The 17,858-nt window shown below is 66.8% G+C and carries 16 protein-coding genes; 11 read left to right on the forward strand and 5 right to left on the reverse strand.

Translation table 11 applies throughout. The annotated features are described in order from the left end of the window. Positions 1-8: 8 nt before the first annotated feature. The 3 genes from OU419_RS15630 to OU419_RS15640 are packed head-to-tail and all read right to left on the reverse strand — an operon-like array spanning position 9 to position 2,948. Positions 9-1,061 carry a BKACE family enzyme gene (locus tag OU419_RS15630; protein WP_254473954.1) on the reverse strand — a complete coding sequence of 351 codons (1,053 nt, stop codon included), beginning with the start codon at positions 1,059-1,061 and terminating at the stop codon, positions 9-11. Positions 1,062-1,107: 46 nt separating this feature from the next. Next, entirely contained in the window at positions 1,108-1,956 is an 849-nt protein-coding gene (locus tag OU419_RS15635) for a TauD/TfdA dioxygenase family protein (protein WP_254473952.1), read from the reverse strand. Between the two features lie 11 nt (positions 1,957-1,967). Then, positions 1,968-2,948, reverse strand: coding sequence for a quinone oxidoreductase family protein (locus OU419_RS15640; protein ID WP_254473950.1), 981 nt, complete (start codon positions 2,946-2,948; stop codon positions 1,968-1,970). Positions 2,949-3,160: 212 nt separating this feature from the next. Here OU419_RS15640 and OU419_RS15645 point away from each other — a divergent pair, with 212 nt between their 5' ends. Then, positions 3,161-3,343, forward strand: coding sequence for a hypothetical protein (locus OU419_RS15645; protein ID WP_254473948.1), 183 nt, complete (start codon positions 3,161-3,163; stop codon positions 3,341-3,343). A gap of 10 nt (positions 3,344-3,353) precedes the next feature. Here OU419_RS15645 and OU419_RS15650 read toward each other — a convergent pair whose 3' ends face one another. Then, positions 3,354-3,617 carry a hypothetical protein gene (locus OU419_RS15650; RefSeq protein WP_254473946.1) on the reverse strand — a complete coding sequence of 88 codons (264 nt, stop codon included), beginning with the start codon at positions 3,615-3,617 and terminating at the stop codon, positions 3,354-3,356. 212 nt (positions 3,618-3,829) lie between these two features. Between OU419_RS15650 and OU419_RS15655 the strand changes: the two genes are divergently transcribed. The 5 genes from OU419_RS15655 to OU419_RS15675 all read left to right on the forward strand — a co-directional run bounded on the left by OU419_RS15655 (position 3,830) and on the right by OU419_RS15675 (position 10,793). Then, positions 3,830-4,831: an HlyD family efflux transporter periplasmic adaptor subunit gene (locus tag OU419_RS15655; RefSeq protein WP_254473944.1), complete on the forward strand. Its 1,002-nt coding sequence runs from the start codon at positions 3,830-3,832 to the stop codon at positions 4,829-4,831. Further along, entirely contained in the window at positions 4,831-6,597 is a 1,767-nt protein-coding gene (locus OU419_RS15660; RefSeq protein WP_254473942.1) for an ATP-binding cassette domain-containing protein, read from the forward strand. The genes OU419_RS15655 and OU419_RS15660 overlap by 1 nt, the downstream gene beginning before the upstream one ends. Next, on the forward strand, positions 6,594-7,721 hold the full coding sequence (locus OU419_RS15665; RefSeq protein ID WP_254473940.1) for an ABC transporter permease: 1,128 nt from the start codon (positions 6,594-6,596) through the stop codon (positions 7,719-7,721). The genes OU419_RS15660 and OU419_RS15665 overlap by 4 nt, the downstream gene beginning before the upstream one ends. Positions 7,722-7,865: 144 nt before the next feature. Next, entirely contained in the window at positions 7,866-8,969 is a 1,104-nt protein-coding gene (locus OU419_RS15670) for an ABC transporter permease (protein WP_254473938.1), read from the forward strand. Positions 8,970-9,296: 327 nt separating this feature from the next. Beyond that, positions 9,297-10,793 (forward strand): efflux transporter outer membrane subunit, encoded by a 1,497-nt coding sequence (locus tag OU419_RS15675; RefSeq protein ID WP_254473937.1) that lies wholly within the window; start codon positions 9,297-9,299, stop codon positions 10,791-10,793. 32 nt (positions 10,794-10,825) lie between these two features. On the opposite strand, the gene OU419_RS15680 is transcribed toward OU419_RS15675, so the two are convergent. Next, positions 10,826-11,455: an eCIS core domain-containing protein gene (locus tag OU419_RS15680; protein ID WP_254473936.1), complete on the reverse strand. Its 630-nt coding sequence runs from the start codon at positions 11,453-11,455 to the stop codon at positions 10,826-10,828. Positions 11,456-11,726: 271 nt separating this feature from the next. Here OU419_RS15680 and OU419_RS15685 point away from each other — a divergent pair, with 271 nt between their 5' ends. The 5 genes from OU419_RS15685 (at position 11,727) to OU419_RS15705 (ending at position 17,705) form a co-directional block, all read left to right on the forward strand. Continuing rightward, the gene (locus tag OU419_RS15685; RefSeq protein WP_254473935.1) at positions 11,727-12,119 is read left to right on the forward strand and encodes a YybH family protein; all 393 of its coding nucleotides are present in this window, start codon (positions 11,727-11,729) and stop codon (positions 12,117-12,119) included. Continuing rightward, complete coding sequence (locus OU419_RS15690; RefSeq protein WP_254473926.1) at positions 12,116-12,607, forward strand: AAA family ATPase; 492 nt, start codon at positions 12,116-12,118, stop codon at positions 12,605-12,607. Before OU419_RS15685 ends, OU419_RS15690 begins: the two co-directional genes overlap by 4 nt. 40 nt (positions 12,608-12,647) lie before the next feature. Next, the gene (locus OU419_RS15695) at positions 12,648-13,586 is read left to right on the forward strand and encodes a class I SAM-dependent methyltransferase (protein ID WP_254473924.1); all 939 of its coding nucleotides are present in this window, start codon (positions 12,648-12,650) and stop codon (positions 13,584-13,586) included. Between the two features lie 166 nt (positions 13,587-13,752). Beyond that, positions 13,753-15,393: a VRR-NUC domain-containing protein gene (locus OU419_RS15700; RefSeq protein ID WP_254473922.1), complete on the forward strand. Its 1,641-nt coding sequence runs from the start codon at positions 13,753-13,755 to the stop codon at positions 15,391-15,393. Next, positions 15,390-17,705 (forward strand): ATP-dependent DNA helicase, encoded by a 2,316-nt coding sequence (locus tag OU419_RS15705; RefSeq protein ID WP_254473920.1) that lies wholly within the window; start codon positions 15,390-15,392, stop codon positions 17,703-17,705. The genes OU419_RS15700 and OU419_RS15705 overlap by 4 nt, the downstream gene beginning before the upstream one ends. Positions 17,706-17,858: the final 153 nt, after the last annotated feature.

The following is a 17,858-nucleotide window of genomic DNA, read 5'->3' on the forward strand; positions in this document are numbered from 1 at the left end:
CAGGCCGATCAGGCGCGCAGGGGAACCGCCCGCTGGCCGGCCTGGCGATTGGGCGCCATGCCGTTCATGCGCAAGGTTTCCTCGACGCTGTCGTACTGCACGCCAATCTTGTAGATGGCGCGGGCTTCCTGGCCGCTGGCGATCTCGCGGCCCAGCTCGTGGGCAACGCGCACGCACTGCTGGATCTGCTCCACCGAACTCATGCGCTGGCCGTGCTGGCCGATGATGGTGTCCTCGATGCCGCAGCGCGGGTGCAGCCCCATCGCCATCGCCATCATGTTGAACGGCAGGACGTTCTTGAGCAGCGACTCGGCGGTGACCGTGGCGCCGTCCGGCGCGCGGTGCACGAAGTTCATGAAGTTGAACGGGTTGGGGCCGTCGAAACCGCCGCCGATGCCGATCCAGGTCAGGTTCAGCGGGCCACGGTAGACGCCCTTGCGGACCAGGCGTTCGAGGGTTTCCAGCGCGTGCATGCCGGTGAGCTGGAAGTGCGGCTGGATGTTGGAAGCCTGCAGGCGCTTGAGGTGCTCCTCGACCCAGGCCGGGCCGGCCGGCACGGTCATCTCGCTGTAGGCCGCCTGGTAGGCCGGATGCTCCAGGGACGTACCCTTGAGGTATTCCGGATAGAGCAGCTCCATGATGTTCATCTGGGTGGTGTTGATCGCGACCGTCACCTGGTCAGGCTTGGGCGTCAGTTCGGCCAGCATGTGGCGGGTGTCGTCGGACAGCCACTTGGCGGCCTCGCCCTCGTCTTCGGGAGCGAACGAGATCGAGCCGCCAACCTGGATGATCATATCCGGCACCGCTTCGCGCACGCCGGCGATCAGCTCGTTGAACTTGGACAGGCGCTTGGAGCCCTTGCCGTCCAGCTCGCGAACGTGCAGGTGCAGCACGGTGGCGCCGGCCTCGTAGCAGTCAACGGCCTTCTGGACCTGTTCATCCATCGTCACCGGGATGTCTTCGGGGAAATCCTCGGGCATCCACTCGGGGCCATAGGGCGCCACGGTGATCACTACCTTGTCCTGGTTTTCCGGGTGCAGGGAATCGTCGAAAAATTGCATGTCTGTCTCCTTGGATTGTTCTTGTAGGGACTCGTCTATCCGGGAATCAGAACGGCTTGTCGCCGATGATTCCGGCGCGCTCCATGCGGCGCACGCACGGCGGGTAATCCATCACCGCGTAATGCTGGGTGCAGCGGTTGTCCCAGATCGCCACGCTGTTTTTCTTCCAGCGCCAGCGCACCTGGTACTCGGGGATGTAGACCTGGCTCACCAGGTAGCGCAGAAGGTCCAGCGCGCCGGGATTGGCGTCCTGGCCAAAACGCACGTTCTGCGCGGTGTGGTAGTTGGTGAAGTGGGTGGTGAAGGCATTGACGAACAGCACCTTCTCGCCCGTCTCCGGGTGCGTGCGCACCACAGGGTGCTCGGCGTCGGGGTACATCGCCTTGAGCGCCAGGCGCTTCTCGATCGGCATCGCCGCACCGAAGCTCGCCTCGATGCTGTGGCGGGCGCGCAGGCCCTCGATCCGGGCCTTGATCTCCGCCGGCAGCATTTCGTAGGCCAGCGACATGTTGGCCCACATGGTGTCGCCACCTACCTGCGGGCACTCCACGCAACGCAGCACACAGCCCATGGGCGGCACCTCGCGCCAGGTGGCGTCGGTATGCCAGGCGTTCTCGTAGCGGTCGTTGGGCAGGTCCGGGGTCTTGTAGATCCGCACCAGGCCCGGATGCTCCGGGTCGCTGCCAGCCACCGGGTGGTCCTCCAGCTCGCCGAAGCGGCGAGCGAAGGCGACATGCTCGGCACGGGTGATGTCCTGATCGCGCAGGAACAGCACCTTGTGCTTGAGCAGCAGGCGTCGGATTTCGTCGAACAGTGCATCGTCACGGGCGGCATCGCCCAGGTTCACGCCGGAAACTTCAGCGCCGATGCTGCAAGTCAGTTGCTCCACGTGCATGACGAGTCACCTCAGATGACGAAGATCGACGAGCCGGTGGTTTTGCGAGACTCCAGGTCGCGGTGCGCCTGGACTGCGTCTTCCAGGGCGTAGTGCTGGTTGATCTCGATGCGGATATCACCGTTGCCCACGTGGGTGAACAGCTCATCGAGCAGCGCGGCCTTTTCCTGCGGATCTGCGATGTAGTCCGCCAGCGCCGGGCGCGTGAGGAACACCGAGCCCTTCATCGCCAGCAGCACCGGGTCGAACGGCGGGATCGGCCCGGACGCAGTACCGACGCAGACCATCAGGCCGCGCCGCTTGAGCGAATCGAGGGAGGACATGAAGGTGTCCTTGCCGACGCTGTCGAACACCACATCCACGCCACGGCCATCGGTCAGCGCGCGAACGCGCTCGGCGACGTTTTCCTCGCTGTAGTTGATGACGTGCTCGCAACCGTGGGCCTTGGCGATTTCCGCCTTGGCACCGCTGGAAACGGTGCCGATCACCCGCAGCCCGAGCAGGCGTGCCCACTGCGAGACGATCAGCCCCACGCCGCCGGCCGCCGCGTGCAGCAGGATGCTGTCGCCGGGCTTGAAGTCGTGGATGCGGCGCAGCAGGTACGCCGAGGTGAGGCCGCGCATGGTCATGGCGGCAGCGGTTTCGAAGGCGATGCTTTCCGGGAGGCGGATCAGCGGTGCGGCGGGAACCAGGCGCTCGGTGCTGTAAGCGCCCAGGGTATTGATGAAGCCGGTGTAGGTGACGCGGTCGCCCGGTACCACGTTCTCGACGCCCTCGCCCACCGCCACCACCACGCCGGCGGCCTCGACACCCATGCCGCTGGGTAGCGGAACCGCGTAGGTGCCATTGCGGAAGTAGGTGTCGGCGTAGTTGAGCCCCACTGCGACGTGGCGCAGACGCACTTGCCCCGGGCCGGGGTCGCCGACCTCCACATCCTCGTAACGCAGGACTTCGGGACCTCCTGTCTCATAGAAACGAACGGCTTTGGCCATGCCGGTAACTCCTGTCAGTCTTGTTGTTTTTACTTGGGCGATTGCCCATGAACCGGACTCTAGGGAGGGGCCTTGCGGACCGCTTCACATCGAACGACAGGGGCTTTTCATTTCATGACAGGGATGCGCCACCGTTCGTCAGGCGGGCGCCGGGAGGCAGACGTTCTCGGGTTCACTGGGTGAAACGCGGGGGCTTGCGGGAGGCAGCAGCGATGAGCAGATTCGTACCGGTGCTCCTGGCGGGCGCGCTGGCCGTCGTCCTGGGCGGCTCGTCCTGCAACAGCCACAACGACGCGCCACCGCCGCCGCCAATGGGGGACAGCGGCCAGATCGGCTACAAAGGCATCCCGCAGCAACAGATACAACCACGGGTGCAGTCCATCGTCCCGCGCTGAAGCAACGGCGCTACGGGTGGCGCACCCGCCCCCTCTGCTCCGGGTTCATCAGGTACCGGGCGAGGATCAAGCGCGCCGGCACCAGCGCCAGCAGGCCGAGCATGGCGAAGATGGCGATGGTCGCGATGCCTTCGCGGCGGTCCATGAAGTCGGTCAGCGCGGCCAGGCCGATGGCCAGCACGAACATCACCAGGCCGAACCACTGCATCAGTTGTGCGCGGCGGAGCCAGGGGGATCGCCTGACCGCCTGCAGATTCTCCACGTCGTCGTTCATGACGGTGCTCCCGTCCAATGCTTCACTCCACGCTAACAGGCAACGCCAGGCCCTGGCCGGGCACCTGACAAAGGGTCCGTCACGGCGGCGGCGGACGCTCTGGAATGCCGCCTGGCGGCCAGTCGGGATACCGGGCTATTGATACAGATCCCCATCAGCGGCGCGGAACTGTCTATCCTTCACCGGGCTGTCACGAAACAGGGAAGGTCTTCATGCCGAAGAAGCTGTTGCTGGTCGCCGTAGTGGTGGTGTTGCTGGGGGGCGGACTGTGGTGGTACCTGCAGTCCCGCGGAAGTGCGGAAAAGGGCCTGGTGCTCTACGGCAACGTGGACATCCGCCAGGTATCGCTGGCCTTCACCGGCAGCGAGCGCATCGCGAAAATGAACGTCGAGGAAGGCGACACCGTGAAGACCGGTGACGTGCTGGCCAGCCTCGACACCCGCGCGCTGCGCCTGCAGATCGACAAGGCACAGGCGCAGATCGCCGCGCAGGAGCAGAACCTGCTGCGCCTGAAGAACGGCTCGCGCCCCGAGGACATCGACAGAGCCCGCGCCCAGGACCAGGCCGCCCGCGCACAGCTCGACCTCGCCAATACCCAGTTGCGCCGCCTGCAGAACATCCGCGCCAGCAGCCCTGGCGGCCGCGCCGTCAGCCAGCAGGACATCGATACCGCCACCTCGCAGCAGAAGGTGGCGCAGGCCGAACTGGAAGACCGCCAGAAGTCCCTGCGCCTGGCGCAGATCGGCCCGCGTGCGGAAGACGTCGCCCAGGCGGCGGCACAGCTCGAAGGCGCCCGCGCCGACCTCGCCCTGCTCCGCCACAATCTCGACGAGGCCGAACTCAAGGCCCCGCAGAACGCCGTAGTACGCTCGCGTCTGCTGGAGCCGGGCGACATGGCCTCGCCGCAGCGCCCGGTTTACTCGCTGGCTCTGACCGATCCCAAGTGGATCCGCGCCTACGTCAGCGAGGCCAATCTCGGCCGTATCAAGCCCGGCATGAAGGCGCAGGTCTTCACCGACAGCCACCCGGAACGCCCGGTGGACGGCCATGTCGGCTTCATCTCCTCGGTCGCCGAATTCACGCCCAAGTCAGTGCAGACCGAAGAACTGCGCACCAGCCTCGTCTATGAAGTACGGATTATCGTCGCCGACCCGGACAACCGCCTGCGCCTGGGCATGCCGGCCACGGTGCGCTTCGCCGACGAGCCTAACTGATGGGCGAGCCCTGGGTGATTCGCGCCGAGGCGCTGGCCAAGCGTTTCCTGGTCAAGGAGTCGGGCAAGACGGTGCAGGCGCTGCATGACGTTTCGCTGGAAATCCCGCGCGGCCAGCTCACCGCGCTGGTCGGCCCGGACGGCGCCGGCAAGACCACCTTCCTGCGCCTCGCCGCCGGGCTGTTGCAGGCCGACGGAGGCAGCCTCACGGTGCTCGACCTCGATGTCCACGAGCATCCGCAACAGGTCCAGGACCGCATCAGCTATATGCCGCAACGCTTCGGCCTCTACGAAGACCTCAGCGTGCAGGAAAACCTCGACCTCTATGCCGACCTGCACGGCGTTTCGCCCGCCCAGCGCAAGGAGCGCTACCAGCGGCTGCTGGAGATGACCGACCTGGCACGCTTCACCGAGCGACCGGCCGGCAAGCTCTCCGGCGGCATGAAGCAGAAACTCGGGCTGGCCTGCACCCTGGTGCGCTCGCCGGACCTGCTGCTGCTTGACGAGCCGACCGTCGGAGTAGACCCGCTGTCGCGCCGCGAGCTATGGGAAATCATCCAGCAACTGATCGAGCAGGAGCAGCTCAGCGTGCTGGTGGCAACCTCCTACATGGACGAGGCCGAGCGTTGCGCCAAGGTCTTCCTGCTGCACCAGGGGCAGTTGATGGCCCAAGGCGATCCCGCGTCAATCCGCGACCATGCCGACGGCCTGTGCTTCATCGCTACGCCGCCCCGGGACGAACCGGCGCGCACCCTGCAGGCACGCCTGCTGGACGACCAGCAGAACATTGTCGATGCCGTGCCGCAGAGCGGCGAAGTGCGCTTCATCCGCCAGCCCGACGCCGACCAGGGCAAGCTCGACCAGATGCTCGATGGCGCGCCGGTCAGGCAGGTCGATGCGCGCCTGGAGGATGGCTTCATGTTCCTTCTGCGCGCCCGCAGTGACGCCGAAGCCGTGGACATGGACGCTCTCAAGTCCGGTACGCGCCGCCATGAGGAAGGCGACGAGGCGGTGATCGAAGTGAAGGACCTGGTGCGCAAGTTCGGCGACTTCACCGCCGTGGCCAGCACCAGCTTCAGCGTGCGCCGCGGCGAAATCTTCGGCCTGCTCGGCCCCAACGGCGCCGGCAAGACCACCACCTTCCGCATGCTCTGCGGCCTGCTGCCGGCCACCAGCGGCACCCTCCAGGTCGCCGGCGTCAACCTGCGCAACGCGCGGGCGCAGGCACGGCGCAAGGTCGGCTACGTGTCGCAGAAGTTCTCCCTCTACGGCAACCTCTCGGTGGCGGAAAACCTGCGTTTCTTCGGCGGCGCGTACGGGCTGGGCGGCAAGCGCCTGAGCGAGCGGATGGCGACGGTGTCCCGCCAGTTCGACCTCTCCGGCCAGGAAGATGCTCCCAGCGGCCAGTTGCCCGGCGGCTTCAAGCAGCGCCTGGCAATGGCCGTGGGGCTGCTCCACGAGCCGGAAATACTCTTCCTCGACGAACCCACCAGCGGCGCCGACCCCCTCGCCCGCCGCGGCTTCTGGCAGCGCATCACGGCGCTGGCGGCATCCGGCACCACCATCATCATCACCACGCACTTCATGGAAGAAGCCGAGTACTGCGACCGCATCGTCATCCAGGACGCCGGCAAGCTGCTGGCGATGGGCACCCCGCGGGAGGTCCGCGAGCAGGCCGGCGGCAAGGGCAGCACGCTGAACATGGAGCAGGCGTTCATCCAGATCGTCGAAACCAACCGCCAGCATGCCAGCGAGGGCGCGGGATGAGCGCGGCCGGATTCTGGCGGCGCCTGCTGTCGCTGACCCGCAAGGAGGTCCGCCAACTGGTGCGCGACCGCAGCAACCTGCTGATCGGCATCGGCCTGCCCATCGCGCTGATCCTCATCTTCGGCTACGGCCTGTCGCTGGACGTCAAGCGCGCGATCATCGCCATCGTCCTCGAAGACCCTTCCCCCGTGGCGCGGGACGTAGCCGCCAGCATCAGCCGCACCGAGTACCTGGAGCCGCACCTGGTGCGCTCGTTCGCCGAGGGCGAAGCGCTGATGAAGCGCCGCGAGGTGGATGCGCTGGTGCAGGTGCCGCCGGACTTCACCCGCCAGTTGAACGACGGCAACGCGCAGATCATGGTACTGGTGCAAGGCTCGGACGCCACCCGCGCCGCCAGCGTCTCCACCTACGTCAGCAGCGCCCTGGCCGGCTGGGGCGCCAAGCAGGCCGACCGCAACGCCGGGCAGGCCCAGGGTGGCGCGGTCACCATCGTCCAGCGCATGTGGTTCAACGCCGCCAACACCAGCACCTGGTACCTGGTTCCGGGGCTGATCGTGCTGATCATGACCCTGGTGGGCGCCTTCCTCACCGCCCTGGTGATGGCGCGCGAATGGGAGCGCGGCACCCTGGAGGCGCTGTTCGTCACCCCCGTGCGACCCGTGGAAATCCTGCTGGCGAAGATCATTCCCTGCTTCGCCGTCGGCATGATCGGCCTGGCGTTGTGCCTGATCGCCGCGCGCGTCCTGTTCGACGTGCCGCTGTATGGCTCCTTCGTGGTGCTGGTGATCGCCTCGATGCTCTACATGCTGGTGGCCCTCGGCATCGGCCTGCTGATCTCGGCGGTGACCAAGAACCAGTTCCTCGCCAGCCAGATCGCCCTGCTCGCCAGCTTCCTGCCGGCGATGATGCTCTCGGGCTTCATCTTCGACCTGCGCAACGTGCCGACCGCCATCCGGATCATCGGCAACCTGCTGCCGGCGACTTACTTCATGGAGCTGGTGAAGTCGCTATTCCTGGCCGGCGACTTCTGGCCGATGATCTTCAAGAACTGCGCGATCCTCGCCGGCTACGCGGTAGCCTTGCTCGGACTGGCGCGGGCAGTGACCCGCAAGCGGCTGGACTAGAACATGTCCAAGGTCTCGCCGAGCACAGCCCGGCCAACGCGCAAACGGGCGAAGAACCGCAGTTCGCACTCTGTAGATGGGCATTCCGGGCCTGGTCCCACCCTATGGGCAGGCACAGGCAGACATTGAGCAGGTTCTGACGACATGGAATTTCTCTGGCGCATCCTCAACCTCTGGCGCAAGGAACTGCTGGTGATCCTCAAGGACCCGGCCAACCGCATCGTGCTGGTGGCACCGGTGCTGATGCAGAGCGTGCTGTTCGGCTACGCGGTGACCTTCGACCTCAACGACGCGCCCTACGCCCTGCTCGACCTGAGCCGCGGCGAAGCGTCCACCGAGCTGGCCTCGCGCCTGGATGGCAGCGGCATCTTCCACCGGGTCGCGACCCTGACACGGGTCGAGGAAATCCAGACGCTGATCGATGAACAGAAAGCCCTGCTGGTGATCCACATTCCCGCCGACTTCCAGACCCGCCTGGCCCAGGGCGACGCCGCGCCGATCCAGGTGATCCTCGACGGGCGCAACTCCAACACCGCCGGATCGGCGGCTGCCGGCCTCGCCGAAGTGGTGGGCACCTTCAACCGCGACATGGGCCTGGCGACGCCGCCGGTCAGCGTGGTGAGCCGCTCCTGGTACAACCCCAACCTGGAAACCCGCTGGCCGCTGATCCCCGCGCTGATCGCCACCCTGAGCATGATGCAGACACTCATGCTCACCGCCCTGTCGGTGGCCCGCGAACGCGAGCAAGGCACCTTCGACCAGCTTCTGGTGACACCTTACACACCGCTGGAAATCATGCTCGGCAAGGCGATTCCACCGACCCTGATCGGGCTCGCCCAGGCCACCCTGGTCCTGCTCATGGCGCTGTTCTGGTTCGACATCCCGATGGCCGGCTCGCTGCTGAACCTCTACGGCGGCCTCGCGGTATTCACCATCGCCTGCGTCGGCCTGGGCATGTCGATCTCCGCCATCTCGCTGAACATGCAGCAGGCGATGCTCTACACCTTCGTGCTGATCATGCCGCTGACGCTGCTCTCAGGCCTCGCCACGCCCGTGCGCAACATGCCCGAGTTCCTGCAGATCGTGACCTACGCGAACCCACTGCGCTTCGGTATCGACCTGATCCAGCGCGTCTACCTGGAAGGCGCGAGCCTCACCGACGTGGGGCTCAACCTGATACCCATGCTGGTGGTCGCCGCCGTCACCCTGCCGCTCGCCTCGTGGCTGTTCCGCCACCGGCTTGCGTAACGGATAACCCGGCATGATCGAGCAACCCACGACCCTGGGCGAGCCACCCTCGGAAGCCAACAGACATGGACGACAGCGGCCACTCCATCGTATTTCTCGTCACCCAGCTCCTGCTGCCGTTCGGGCTGGGATACCTGTATTGCCGGAAAAAGGGCACTCCCACGCGTCGTGGCAGGCGGGCGGCATCTTCCTGATCGCGCTGTCGCTGGCGATGGGCTTTCCGCCCGGCGATTCGAGGAGTCCTCGGATGACGATGACCGGCACCGTTGACACTGGTATTCGTGCTTGCGCCGCTGCCGCGCCGGCAAACCTGAGAGGGTGTAACCCATGAACCGCACCTCCCGCCTCGCCTCCTTCGCCCTGCTCGGCGCCAGCCTGGCCGGCTGCGCCGTCGGCCCCGACTACGAGGCGCCCAAGGCCCAGGCGCCGGCCAGTTGGCAGGCCGCGCATTCCGGCAATGGGCAACTGCCCCCGGCCGAGGGGAGTGTCCGCCTCACCGAGGACTGGTGGACGCTGTTCAACGACCCGGTGCTGAACAACCTGCAACGACGCGCCGACAAGGCCAGCCCGGACCTCAACACCGCCGTGCTGCGCTTCGCCCAGAGCCGCATGCAGCGGCAGATGGTGGCCGCCCAGCGCGGCGTCGACGTCAACGCATCCGGCGCGGTGAATCGCCAGCGCATGAGCGAAAACGGCGCCAACGCCCTGATGATCCAGCGCATCGCCCCCGGCGCCGACAGTGACGAAATCAGCAAGGTGCTGGCACAGCCCTTCACGCTCTACCAGGCCGGCTTCGACGCCTCCTGGGAGCCCGACCTCTGGGGCCGCATCCGCCGCTCCATCGAAGCAGCCGACGCCAGCGTGGCGGCGCAGCAGGCGATGTTCTACGAGACCCGCCTGGGCGTCTCGGCCGAACTGGCGCGGGCCTACTTCGAACTGCGCGGCGTGCAGCAGCAGATCGCCGTTGCCAGGCAGGACATCGCCGCCACCGAGGAGTCCCTGCAACTGATCCAGGTACGCGCCGACGGCGGGCTGGTGGACGACTTCGACGTGGAGCGCCAGCGCGGCCAGCTCGCCGAGCTGCGCGCCAGCCTGCCGCAATTGCAGGCCAGCGAAAGCGCAGCGATCAACCAGATCGGCGTGCTGATCGGCGCTGAGCCCGGCAGCCTGCGCGACGACCTCAAGCCCGTTGCACAACCTGCACCGCAAACGCCAGACCTCAGCCTCGGCGTACCCTCCGAACTGGCCCGCCGGCGCCCGGATATCCGCGCCGCAGAAGCCCAACTGCACGCCGCCACGGCCAATATCGGCGTCGCCGTCGCCGACCTCTACCCAGCCATCCGCCTGGGCGCCAGCTTCGGCTACGAATCGGCGGACGATGGCAAGTTCAGCGACTGGGGCAGCCGCACCTGGAGCGTCGGGCCGAGCCTGTCCCTGCCGATCTTCGACAACGGCCGCCGCCGCTCGCAGATCAATCTGCGCAAGCTCGAACAGCAGGAAGCCGCCGTGTCCTACCAGCAAACCGTGCTCAGGGCCTGGCAGGAAGTCGACGACGCCCTGAGCCAGTACGGCGCCGAACGACAGCGCAACCAGCGGCTGCAGGAGAAGCTGAGCAGCAGCGGCGCCGCCTACGGCATGGCCAAGGCCCGCTACGCAGGCGGCATGACCGACTTCCTGGTGGAACTGGACGCCCAGCGCGCCTACCTGCAATCACGCCGTGACGTGGTGGACAGCGACACGCAGCTGCGACTGACCCTGATCGCCCTGTGCAAGGCCCTGGGCGGCGGGACACCCGTGACGGAGGGGGCGGCCAGCCGCTCCTGACCCAGCCTCGCAGCGGGACTCCCGGCGCGCGTCTATCGATCGCCGCCGGATCGATCCGGCGACGCCAGCCTGCCATCGCGCAGATCCTTGGCCACACGCCGCTGTATCTCGTAGGCCGGCGCTTCCACGGCGTCGTAGTCCTGGGTGTAGCGGGTGGCGAAGCCCTGTACGCCCCACTCCCGGTACTGCTGGACATGGAACAGCTCGTGCGCCCATAGCGCGACGTTCTTCTGCGCATCTTCCTCGCTGCGGAACACCACTACGTCAACCAGGGTGACGGCCTCGGTATCGGGGTTCTGCATGATCGCCTGGGCGGCGTTGAGTTCATCCAGGGCGCCGGTGGAGTAGCGCGCCGTCATCAGCACTTCGTCCGGGAAGTACGCCTGCAACTGCGCCCGGATATCCAGCGGCATGGGCTGGGTGCCGCTCTGCTCGGCCTGGTCGCGGGACTGTTGCAGCCACACCGCCAGCGCCTGGGCAGCCATCTTCCGGCCGTCGGCGAGCACCGGGCCGAGAACCGTGGCGAGATCGGGAATGCAAACGCAGGTCTGCTCGCATATCTGCCGCTGGCCTTCCGGGCAGGCGAGCACGGCGACGGAGGCGGCCAACCCGGCAAGCAGCGCCAGCCGGCGCAGGAAGCGGGTCGGAACGAGGGATGGCATGGGGGCTCCGGAGCGACGGGAGAAGGTACGGTGGCGGTTGGACCACACCGCTGCGCGATCATGCCATGCCGCCGGAAAAAAAGAGTACTGGCACCCGGCAGGAAGTTTCTGCTAGCGTGTGGCCCATGAATGCCGCCAATCGCACCTTCCAGCAGATTATTACCACCATCACGCCGATGGTGGGTTAGCGCATTTCCGCGAACAACCAAACCCGCCTCCCGGCGGGTTTTTTAATGCCCGCCGTCCGAGGCCTTCCCGTGAGGAGACATCGATGGACCAGGCAATCCACCCGTTGCAAGCGCTCATCCAGGCCGCCGACGAGGCTATCGGCCGCGAGGACTTCGACGCGCTAATCGACTTCTATAGCGACGACGCCCTGCTGGTGGTCAAGCCCGGCCTGCTGGCGCGTGGCAAGGCGCAGATCCGCCAGGCATTCATCGCCATCGCCGAACACTTCGGCCACGCCCTGCGGGTGCGCCAGGGCCGCCTGGAGATCCTCGAATCCGGCGACACCGCCCTGGTGGTCGCCCAGACCCTGCTGGACACCACCCACGGCAAGCTGACCCGCCGCGCCACCTACGTCTTCCGCCGCGAGGCCGATGGCGCCTGGCGCTGCGCAGTGGACAATTCCTATGGCACCGACCTGCTGGAAGCGACGACATGACGACACACACAGGCACGCTGCACCTGCTGTGCGGCAAGGCGGCATCGGGCAAGTCCTGCCTGGCGAAGACGCTGGCGGAAGCGCCGGGCACGGTGCTGCTGGCCGAGGAGCAATGGCTGGTGGAGCTGTTCCCCTGGGGCATCAGCACAGCGGACGACTACCTGCTCTATGCCCGCCGCGTGCGCAAGGTGATGGGCCCCCATGTGGTGGGCCTGCTGCGCGCCGGCACCAGCGTGGTACTGGACATCCCCGCCAACACCCTGGCCGACCGCCGTTGGCTGATCGACCTGGCGGAACAGGCAGGTGCCCCGCATTGCCTGCATTTCCTCGATATCGACGCCGCCACCTGCCGCAATCGCCTGCTGGCACGACATGCCCTGGCACCACTGGCGGCGACGCTGGACCCGGCGGGCTACGAAGCGCTCAATCGCTACTTCGTCGCCCCCCGGCCCGAGGAAAGACTCCAGGTGCAGCGCCATTGCGCCTGATACGCGTAGAATCGCCGCCCCGACCGGAAAGACCCGAAGCATGAATACCGACGCCATCGCCACCTTGCGCCAGCAACTGATCGACGCTCTCAACCCCGCTCCCGCGGAAGCCCGCCGCCTGTTCCACGGCCGCGGGCGCCGCTGGCCAGGGCTGGAGCAGTTGACCGCCGACTGGCTGCAAGGGGTGTTGCTGGTATCGTTGTTCCGCGAACCGGCGGCGGACGAGCTGGCCGCGCTCAAGGCCATGCTGACCGGGCTGACCGACAGCGAAACCTGGCGCGCCGCTGGCGCCCGCAGCCTGATGTTGCAGCACCGCTACGTACTGGAAAGCACCCTGGAAGTGCTGCACGGCGAAGAGCTGGACGGCTGGCAGATCAGCGAACACGACCTGCGCTACCAACTGGACCTGGGCCGCAAGCAGAACAGCGGGCTGTTCCTCGACATGCGCTACGGCCGCCAGTGGGTGCAGGCCAACGCCGGTGGCCTGCGGGTGCTCAACCTGTTCGCCTACACCTGCGGCTTCTCGGTGGCGGCCATCGCCGGCGGCGCGCAGAAAGTCGTCAACCTCGACATGGCCCGCGCCGCCCTTAGCCGTGGCCGCGACAACCACCGTCTAAATGGTCACGACCTGTCTCGGGTGAGCTTCCTCGACCACGACCTGTTCAAGTCCTGGGGGAAGGTGAAGAAGCACGGTCCCTACGACCTGATCATCATCGACCCGCCGAGTTTCCAGAAGGGCAGCTTCGTCCTCGACAAGGACTATGCCCGCGTCCTCCGCCGCCTGCCGGAGTTACTTGAGGGGCGCGGCACCGTGCTGGCCTGCGTGAACGATCCGGCCGTCGGTGCCGACTTCCTCATCCAGGGTATGGCCACCGAGGCGCCGCAACTGCGCTTCGTCGAGCGCTTGGCCAACCCGCCGGAGTTCGCCGACATCGATGCGGACAGCGGCTTGAAGGCGCTGGTATTCCGGCTGGATTGACCGGCTGAAATGCCGTGGTGCGAGCCGCCGACAGACCAGATCGGGGATCGCAAGCCGGAACGCCCAGGCCAATGCAGGGCCTGCCCGATGAAAGGCCGGCAGAACCCTTGCGGCCAGGCCTCCCGCTTGCCATCCTAGGCACTGTATGTAAAACCAGTACCTGCCAATGCCCGCGCCGCTTGCCCCCAGCCTCTACTACCTGAGCAACTTCCACCGCGCCCTCGACTGGATCGACGAACGCTACGCCGACCTGCTCGACGCCGAAGAGGCAGCCTTCATCGCCGGCTTCCGCGAACTGCCGCTGCCGTCGCAGGCGCTGCTGGTGCGCCTGGCGATGCGCAAGGGGCCGCACTTTCGCGCCGGCAAGCTGAGCTATGCCGAAATCGGCGACATATCCGAAGCTGCCGCGCCACTGCTGGAGCTGGGCTGGCTGAGCGACTCTTATCCGCTGGCCCTGGACGAACTGCTGCCGCTGCTGCTCAAGGACGAACTCATCGCCCGCTTCCACGATGACCTGCCGCGCGCCTCGCTGAAAAAGGCCGAGCTCTATGAACACCTGCACGCCTATCACGATCAGGTAAAGACCTTCGCCGGCTGGTACCCGGACCTCGACCGTCTCTACACCCTGATGGCGACACCACTGTGCGACCGCCTACGCCTGCTGTTCTTCGGCAACCTGCAGCAGGACTGGTCCGAATTCGTCCTCGCCGATCTCGGCATCTTCCGTTACGAAAGCGTGCCCTTCACTGCCGACTCCCGCGCCTTCCGCTGCCGCGACGACCTGGAAACCTACATCCATCTGTGGAATGGCGCCGTGCGCTTCGAAGCGGGCGAACCCATCGCCGAACTGCTGGCCGAGCTGGGCGACTTGCGTACCGACAACCCCTACCTGCAAGCCCGCCACGGCCGTCTGCTGTACCGCATGGCCTACCAGTTGGAACGTGAGGGCGAGCTGGACGCCGCGCTGGCTCTGTATCGACGCACTGCCGCCGAGGGCTCGCGGCAGCGGCAGATTCGCGTACTGGAACGCCTGCAACGCTTCGACGAAGCCCACGCGCTGGTGCTGGCCGCGCTGGCCGCACCGGAAAGCGACGGCGAGCTGCAACTGGTGGAACGCGCGCGTACCCGGCTGGTCCGCCAGCTCGGCTTGCCAAAGGACAAACCCGGCAAGCCCACACCACCACTGCGCATCGACCTGGAACTGCCCCGCCCGGACTTCAACGTGGAGTTCGCGGTGCAGGCCGTGCTCCATGAAGACGCCGCGCCGGTCTACTACGTGGAGAACGCGCTCATCTGCAGCCTGTTCGGGCTGCTCTGCTGGGAAGTGATCTTCGCCCCGCTTCCCGGCGCCTTCTTCCACCCCTTCCAGGCCGGGCCGAGCGACCTCAACCGTGCCGACTTCGTCACCCGCCGCGCGGAAGGCTTCGCCGCGCGCCTAGCCCTGCTCGACGGCAACACCTATCGCGCGGCGATCCGTGACACCTATACCGCCAAGTCCGGCATTCTCTCGCCCTTCGTGCACTGGGAACTGCTCGATGAGAACCTGCTGGAGCAGGCCCTGCAGTGCCTGCCGGCAGCGCACCTGAAACTGTGGTTCGAACGCCTTCTGGCCGACCCGAAGGCCAACCGCGCCGGCATGCCCGACCTGATCCAGTTCTGGCCCGATGAGGCGCGTTACCGGATGATCGAGGTGAAAGGCCCCGGCGACCGCCTGCAGGACAACCAGAAGCGCTGGCTGGACTTCTGCGCCAAGCACGGCATGCCCGTGGAAGTCTGCTACGTGCGCTGGCAGGAGGAGCCCGCTTGAGCTACGCCATCGCCGTGCGCGCGCTATGCGAATTCACCGCCAAGGAAGGTGACCTCGACCTGCGCTTCACCCCCGCGCCCACCGCCCAGGAGGGCATGGCCGGGCACGCCACCGTGGTCTCCCGTCGTGGTCTGGGCTACATCGCCGAACTGCCGCTGCGTGGCGAGTATCCCGGGCTGGTGGTCAGCGGCCGCGCCGACGGCTACGACCCGAACGCCAACCTGCTGGAAGAGATCAAGACCCACCGCGGCGACGTCGCGCGCATCCCGCAGAACCACCGACTGCTGCACTGGGCGCAGGTGAAGGTATACGGCTGGCTGCTGTGCCAGACCCTGGAGATCGACGCCATCGACCTGGCCGTCGTCTACTTCAACGTCATCACCCAGAAGGAAACCGCGTTCCGCGAGCGTTTCGCCGCCGATGAGTTGCGGGCCTTCTTCGAGCTGCAATGCCAGCGCTTCGTGCAGTGGGCCGAGCAGGAAAGCGCCCATCGCGTCGAGCGCGACCAGGGCCTGGAAGCACTGCGCTTCCCCTATGCCGATTTCCGCCAGGGCCAGCGCATGCTCGCCGAGTCGGTGTACCGCGCCGCCCGCGACGGGCAGACACTGATGGCCCAGGCCACCACCGGCATCGGCAAGACCCTCGGCACCCTGTTTCCGCAACTCAAGGCCTTCCCCAGCCAGGGCCTGGACCGATTGTTCTTCCTCACCGCCAAGACGCCTGGCCGGCGCCTGGCCCTGGACGCCTTGGCGACCCTGCGCCAGCAGCACGCCGCCCAGCCTCTGCGGGTGCTGGAGCACGTCGCCCGCGACAAGGCCTGCGAACACCCCGACAAAGCCTGCCACGGCGAATCCTGCCCTCTCGCCAAGGGCTTCTACGACCGCCTGCCCGCCGCCCGCGAGGCCGCGCTCAAGCAGCGCTGGCTGACCCAGGAAGCGGTGCGCAACGTGGCGCTGGAGCACCAGGTCTGCCCTTACTACCTGAGCCAGGAACTGTGCCGCTGGGCCGATGTGGTGGTGGGCGACTACAACTACTACTTCGACATGACCGCCCTGCTCTACGGACTCACCGTGCTCAACGACTGGAAGGTCACACTGCTGGTGGACGAAGCGCACAACCTCATCGAGCGAGCCCGTGGCATGTACAGCGCCGAGCTGGACCAGGGCGAGTTCAACGCGCTGCGCAAGGTCGCCCCGGCCAAGCTGAAAAGCGCGCTGGAACGCGTCGGCCGCCACTGGAACCAACTGCACCAGGACCAGGACACGCAGTACCAGATCTACCCGACCATTCCAGACCTGTTCATCGCCGCATTGCAGAAGGCCGTCAGCGCCATCACCGACCACCTCACCGACCAGCCCACCGGCAACGAGGCCGAGTTGCTGCGCTTCTACCTCGACGCCATGCTGTTCTGCCGGCTGGCCGAGGCCTACGGGCCGCACTCGCTGTTCGACATCACCCGCCACGACGTCAGCGCGCGTCGCGTACTCTCGACCCTGTGCCTGCGCAACGTGGTGCCAGCGCCGTTCCTCGCCGAGCGCTTCAAGGTGGCGCACAGCACCACGCTGTTCTCCGCCACCCTGACTCCGGCACACTACTACGCCGACCTGCTCGGCCTGCCGGAAGGCACAGCCTGGCGCGAGGTGGAGTCACCGTTCCACGCCGAGCAACTGAACGTCCACGCGCTGAGCAACCTGTCCACCCGCTACCAGCACCGGGAAGCCAGCCTCACACCGATCAGCACCCTCATGGCCCGGCAGTTCCGCGCCCGCCCCGGCAACTACCTGGCCTTCTTCAGCAGCTACGCCTACCTGCAGCAGGCGCTGGAGCGTTTCCTCGCCGAGCACCCGGACATCCCGCACTGGGCGCAGTCGCGCAGCATGAACGAACTGGAGCGCCAGGCTTTCCTCGACCGCTTCACCCCGAACTCGCGCGGCATCGGTTTCGCCGTGCTCGGCGGCGCCTTCGGCGAAGGCATCGACCTGCCCGGCGACCGCCTGATCGGCGCCTTCATCGCCACGCTCGGGCTGCCGCAGGTGAACGAGGTCAACGAGGAGATCAAGCAACGCATGCAGGCGATGTTCGGCGACGGCTACGACTACACCTACCTGTTCCCCGGCCTGCAGAAGGTCGTCCAGGCGGCCGGACGGGTGATCCGCACGCCAACCGACCAGGGGGTGATCTACCTGCTTGACGACCGTTTCAACCAGCCGGCCGTACGCCGCTTGCTACCGGGATGGTGGCAGCCGGAACGGCTGAAGTTCATCGCCGACCCACCGGGAGCGAAGGCGCCGCAGGGATATTTGCTGTTGTAGGTCCGCTCCTGCGGAGGCTGCTCCCACTGCCGGCCCTTCGGTTGGCATCCTGCCGCAAGCCCCTGACGTGGCCACGCAGCCCAACGCGGGCAGTTCGGGATTGGCCCAGCAGGGCTCCTCGCATGGCAGTGCCCGCTCTATGGGGGCCGTGCA

This window comes from Pseudomonas triclosanedens (assembly GCF_026686735.1).
Lineage (GTDB): Bacteria > Pseudomonadota > Gammaproteobacteria > Pseudomonadales > Pseudomonadaceae > Pseudomonas > Pseudomonas triclosanedens.

Bases quoted from the DNA above. Each gene is read 5' to 3' on its own strand.
- OU419_RS15630 (WP_254473954.1), bottom strand. From the start codon at position 1,061: ATGCAATTTTTCGACGATTCCCTGCACCCGGAAAACCAGGACAAGGTA.
- OU419_RS15635 (WP_254473952.1), bottom strand. From the start codon at position 1,956: ATGCACGTGGAGCAACTGACTTGCAGCATCGGCGCTGAAGTTTCCGGC.
- OU419_RS15640 (WP_254473950.1), bottom strand. From the start codon at position 2,948: ATGGCCAAAGCCGTTCGTTTCTATGAGACAGGAGGTCCCGAAGTCCTG.
- OU419_RS15645 (WP_254473948.1), top strand. From the start codon at position 3,161: ATGAGCAGATTCGTACCGGTGCTCCTGGCGGGCGCGCTGGCCGTCGTC.
- OU419_RS15650 (WP_254473946.1), bottom strand. From the start codon at position 3,617: ATGAACGACGACGTGGAGAATCTGCAGGCGGTCAGGCGATCCCCCTGG.
- OU419_RS15655 (WP_254473944.1), top strand. From the start codon at position 3,830: ATGCCGAAGAAGCTGTTGCTGGTCGCCGTAGTGGTGGTGTTGCTGGGG.
- OU419_RS15660 (WP_254473942.1), top strand. From the start codon at position 4,831: ATGGGCGAGCCCTGGGTGATTCGCGCCGAGGCGCTGGCCAAGCGTTTC.
- OU419_RS15665 (WP_254473940.1), top strand. From the start codon at position 6,594: ATGAGCGCGGCCGGATTCTGGCGGCGCCTGCTGTCGCTGACCCGCAAG.
- OU419_RS15670 (WP_254473938.1), top strand. From the start codon at position 7,866: ATGGAATTTCTCTGGCGCATCCTCAACCTCTGGCGCAAGGAACTGCTG.
- OU419_RS15675 (WP_254473937.1), top strand. From the start codon at position 9,297: ATGAACCGCACCTCCCGCCTCGCCTCCTTCGCCCTGCTCGGCGCCAGC.
- OU419_RS15680 (WP_254473936.1), bottom strand. From the start codon at position 11,455: ATGCCATCCCTCGTTCCGACCCGCTTCCTGCGCCGGCTGGCGCTGCTT.
- OU419_RS15685 (WP_254473935.1), top strand. From the start codon at position 11,727: ATGGACCAGGCAATCCACCCGTTGCAAGCGCTCATCCAGGCCGCCGAC.
- OU419_RS15690 (WP_254473926.1), top strand. From the start codon at position 12,116: ATGACGACACACACAGGCACGCTGCACCTGCTGTGCGGCAAGGCGGCA.
- OU419_RS15695 (WP_254473924.1), top strand. From the start codon at position 12,648: ATGAATACCGACGCCATCGCCACCTTGCGCCAGCAACTGATCGACGCT.
- OU419_RS15700 (WP_254473922.1), top strand. From the start codon at position 13,753: ATGCCCGCGCCGCTTGCCCCCAGCCTCTACTACCTGAGCAACTTCCAC.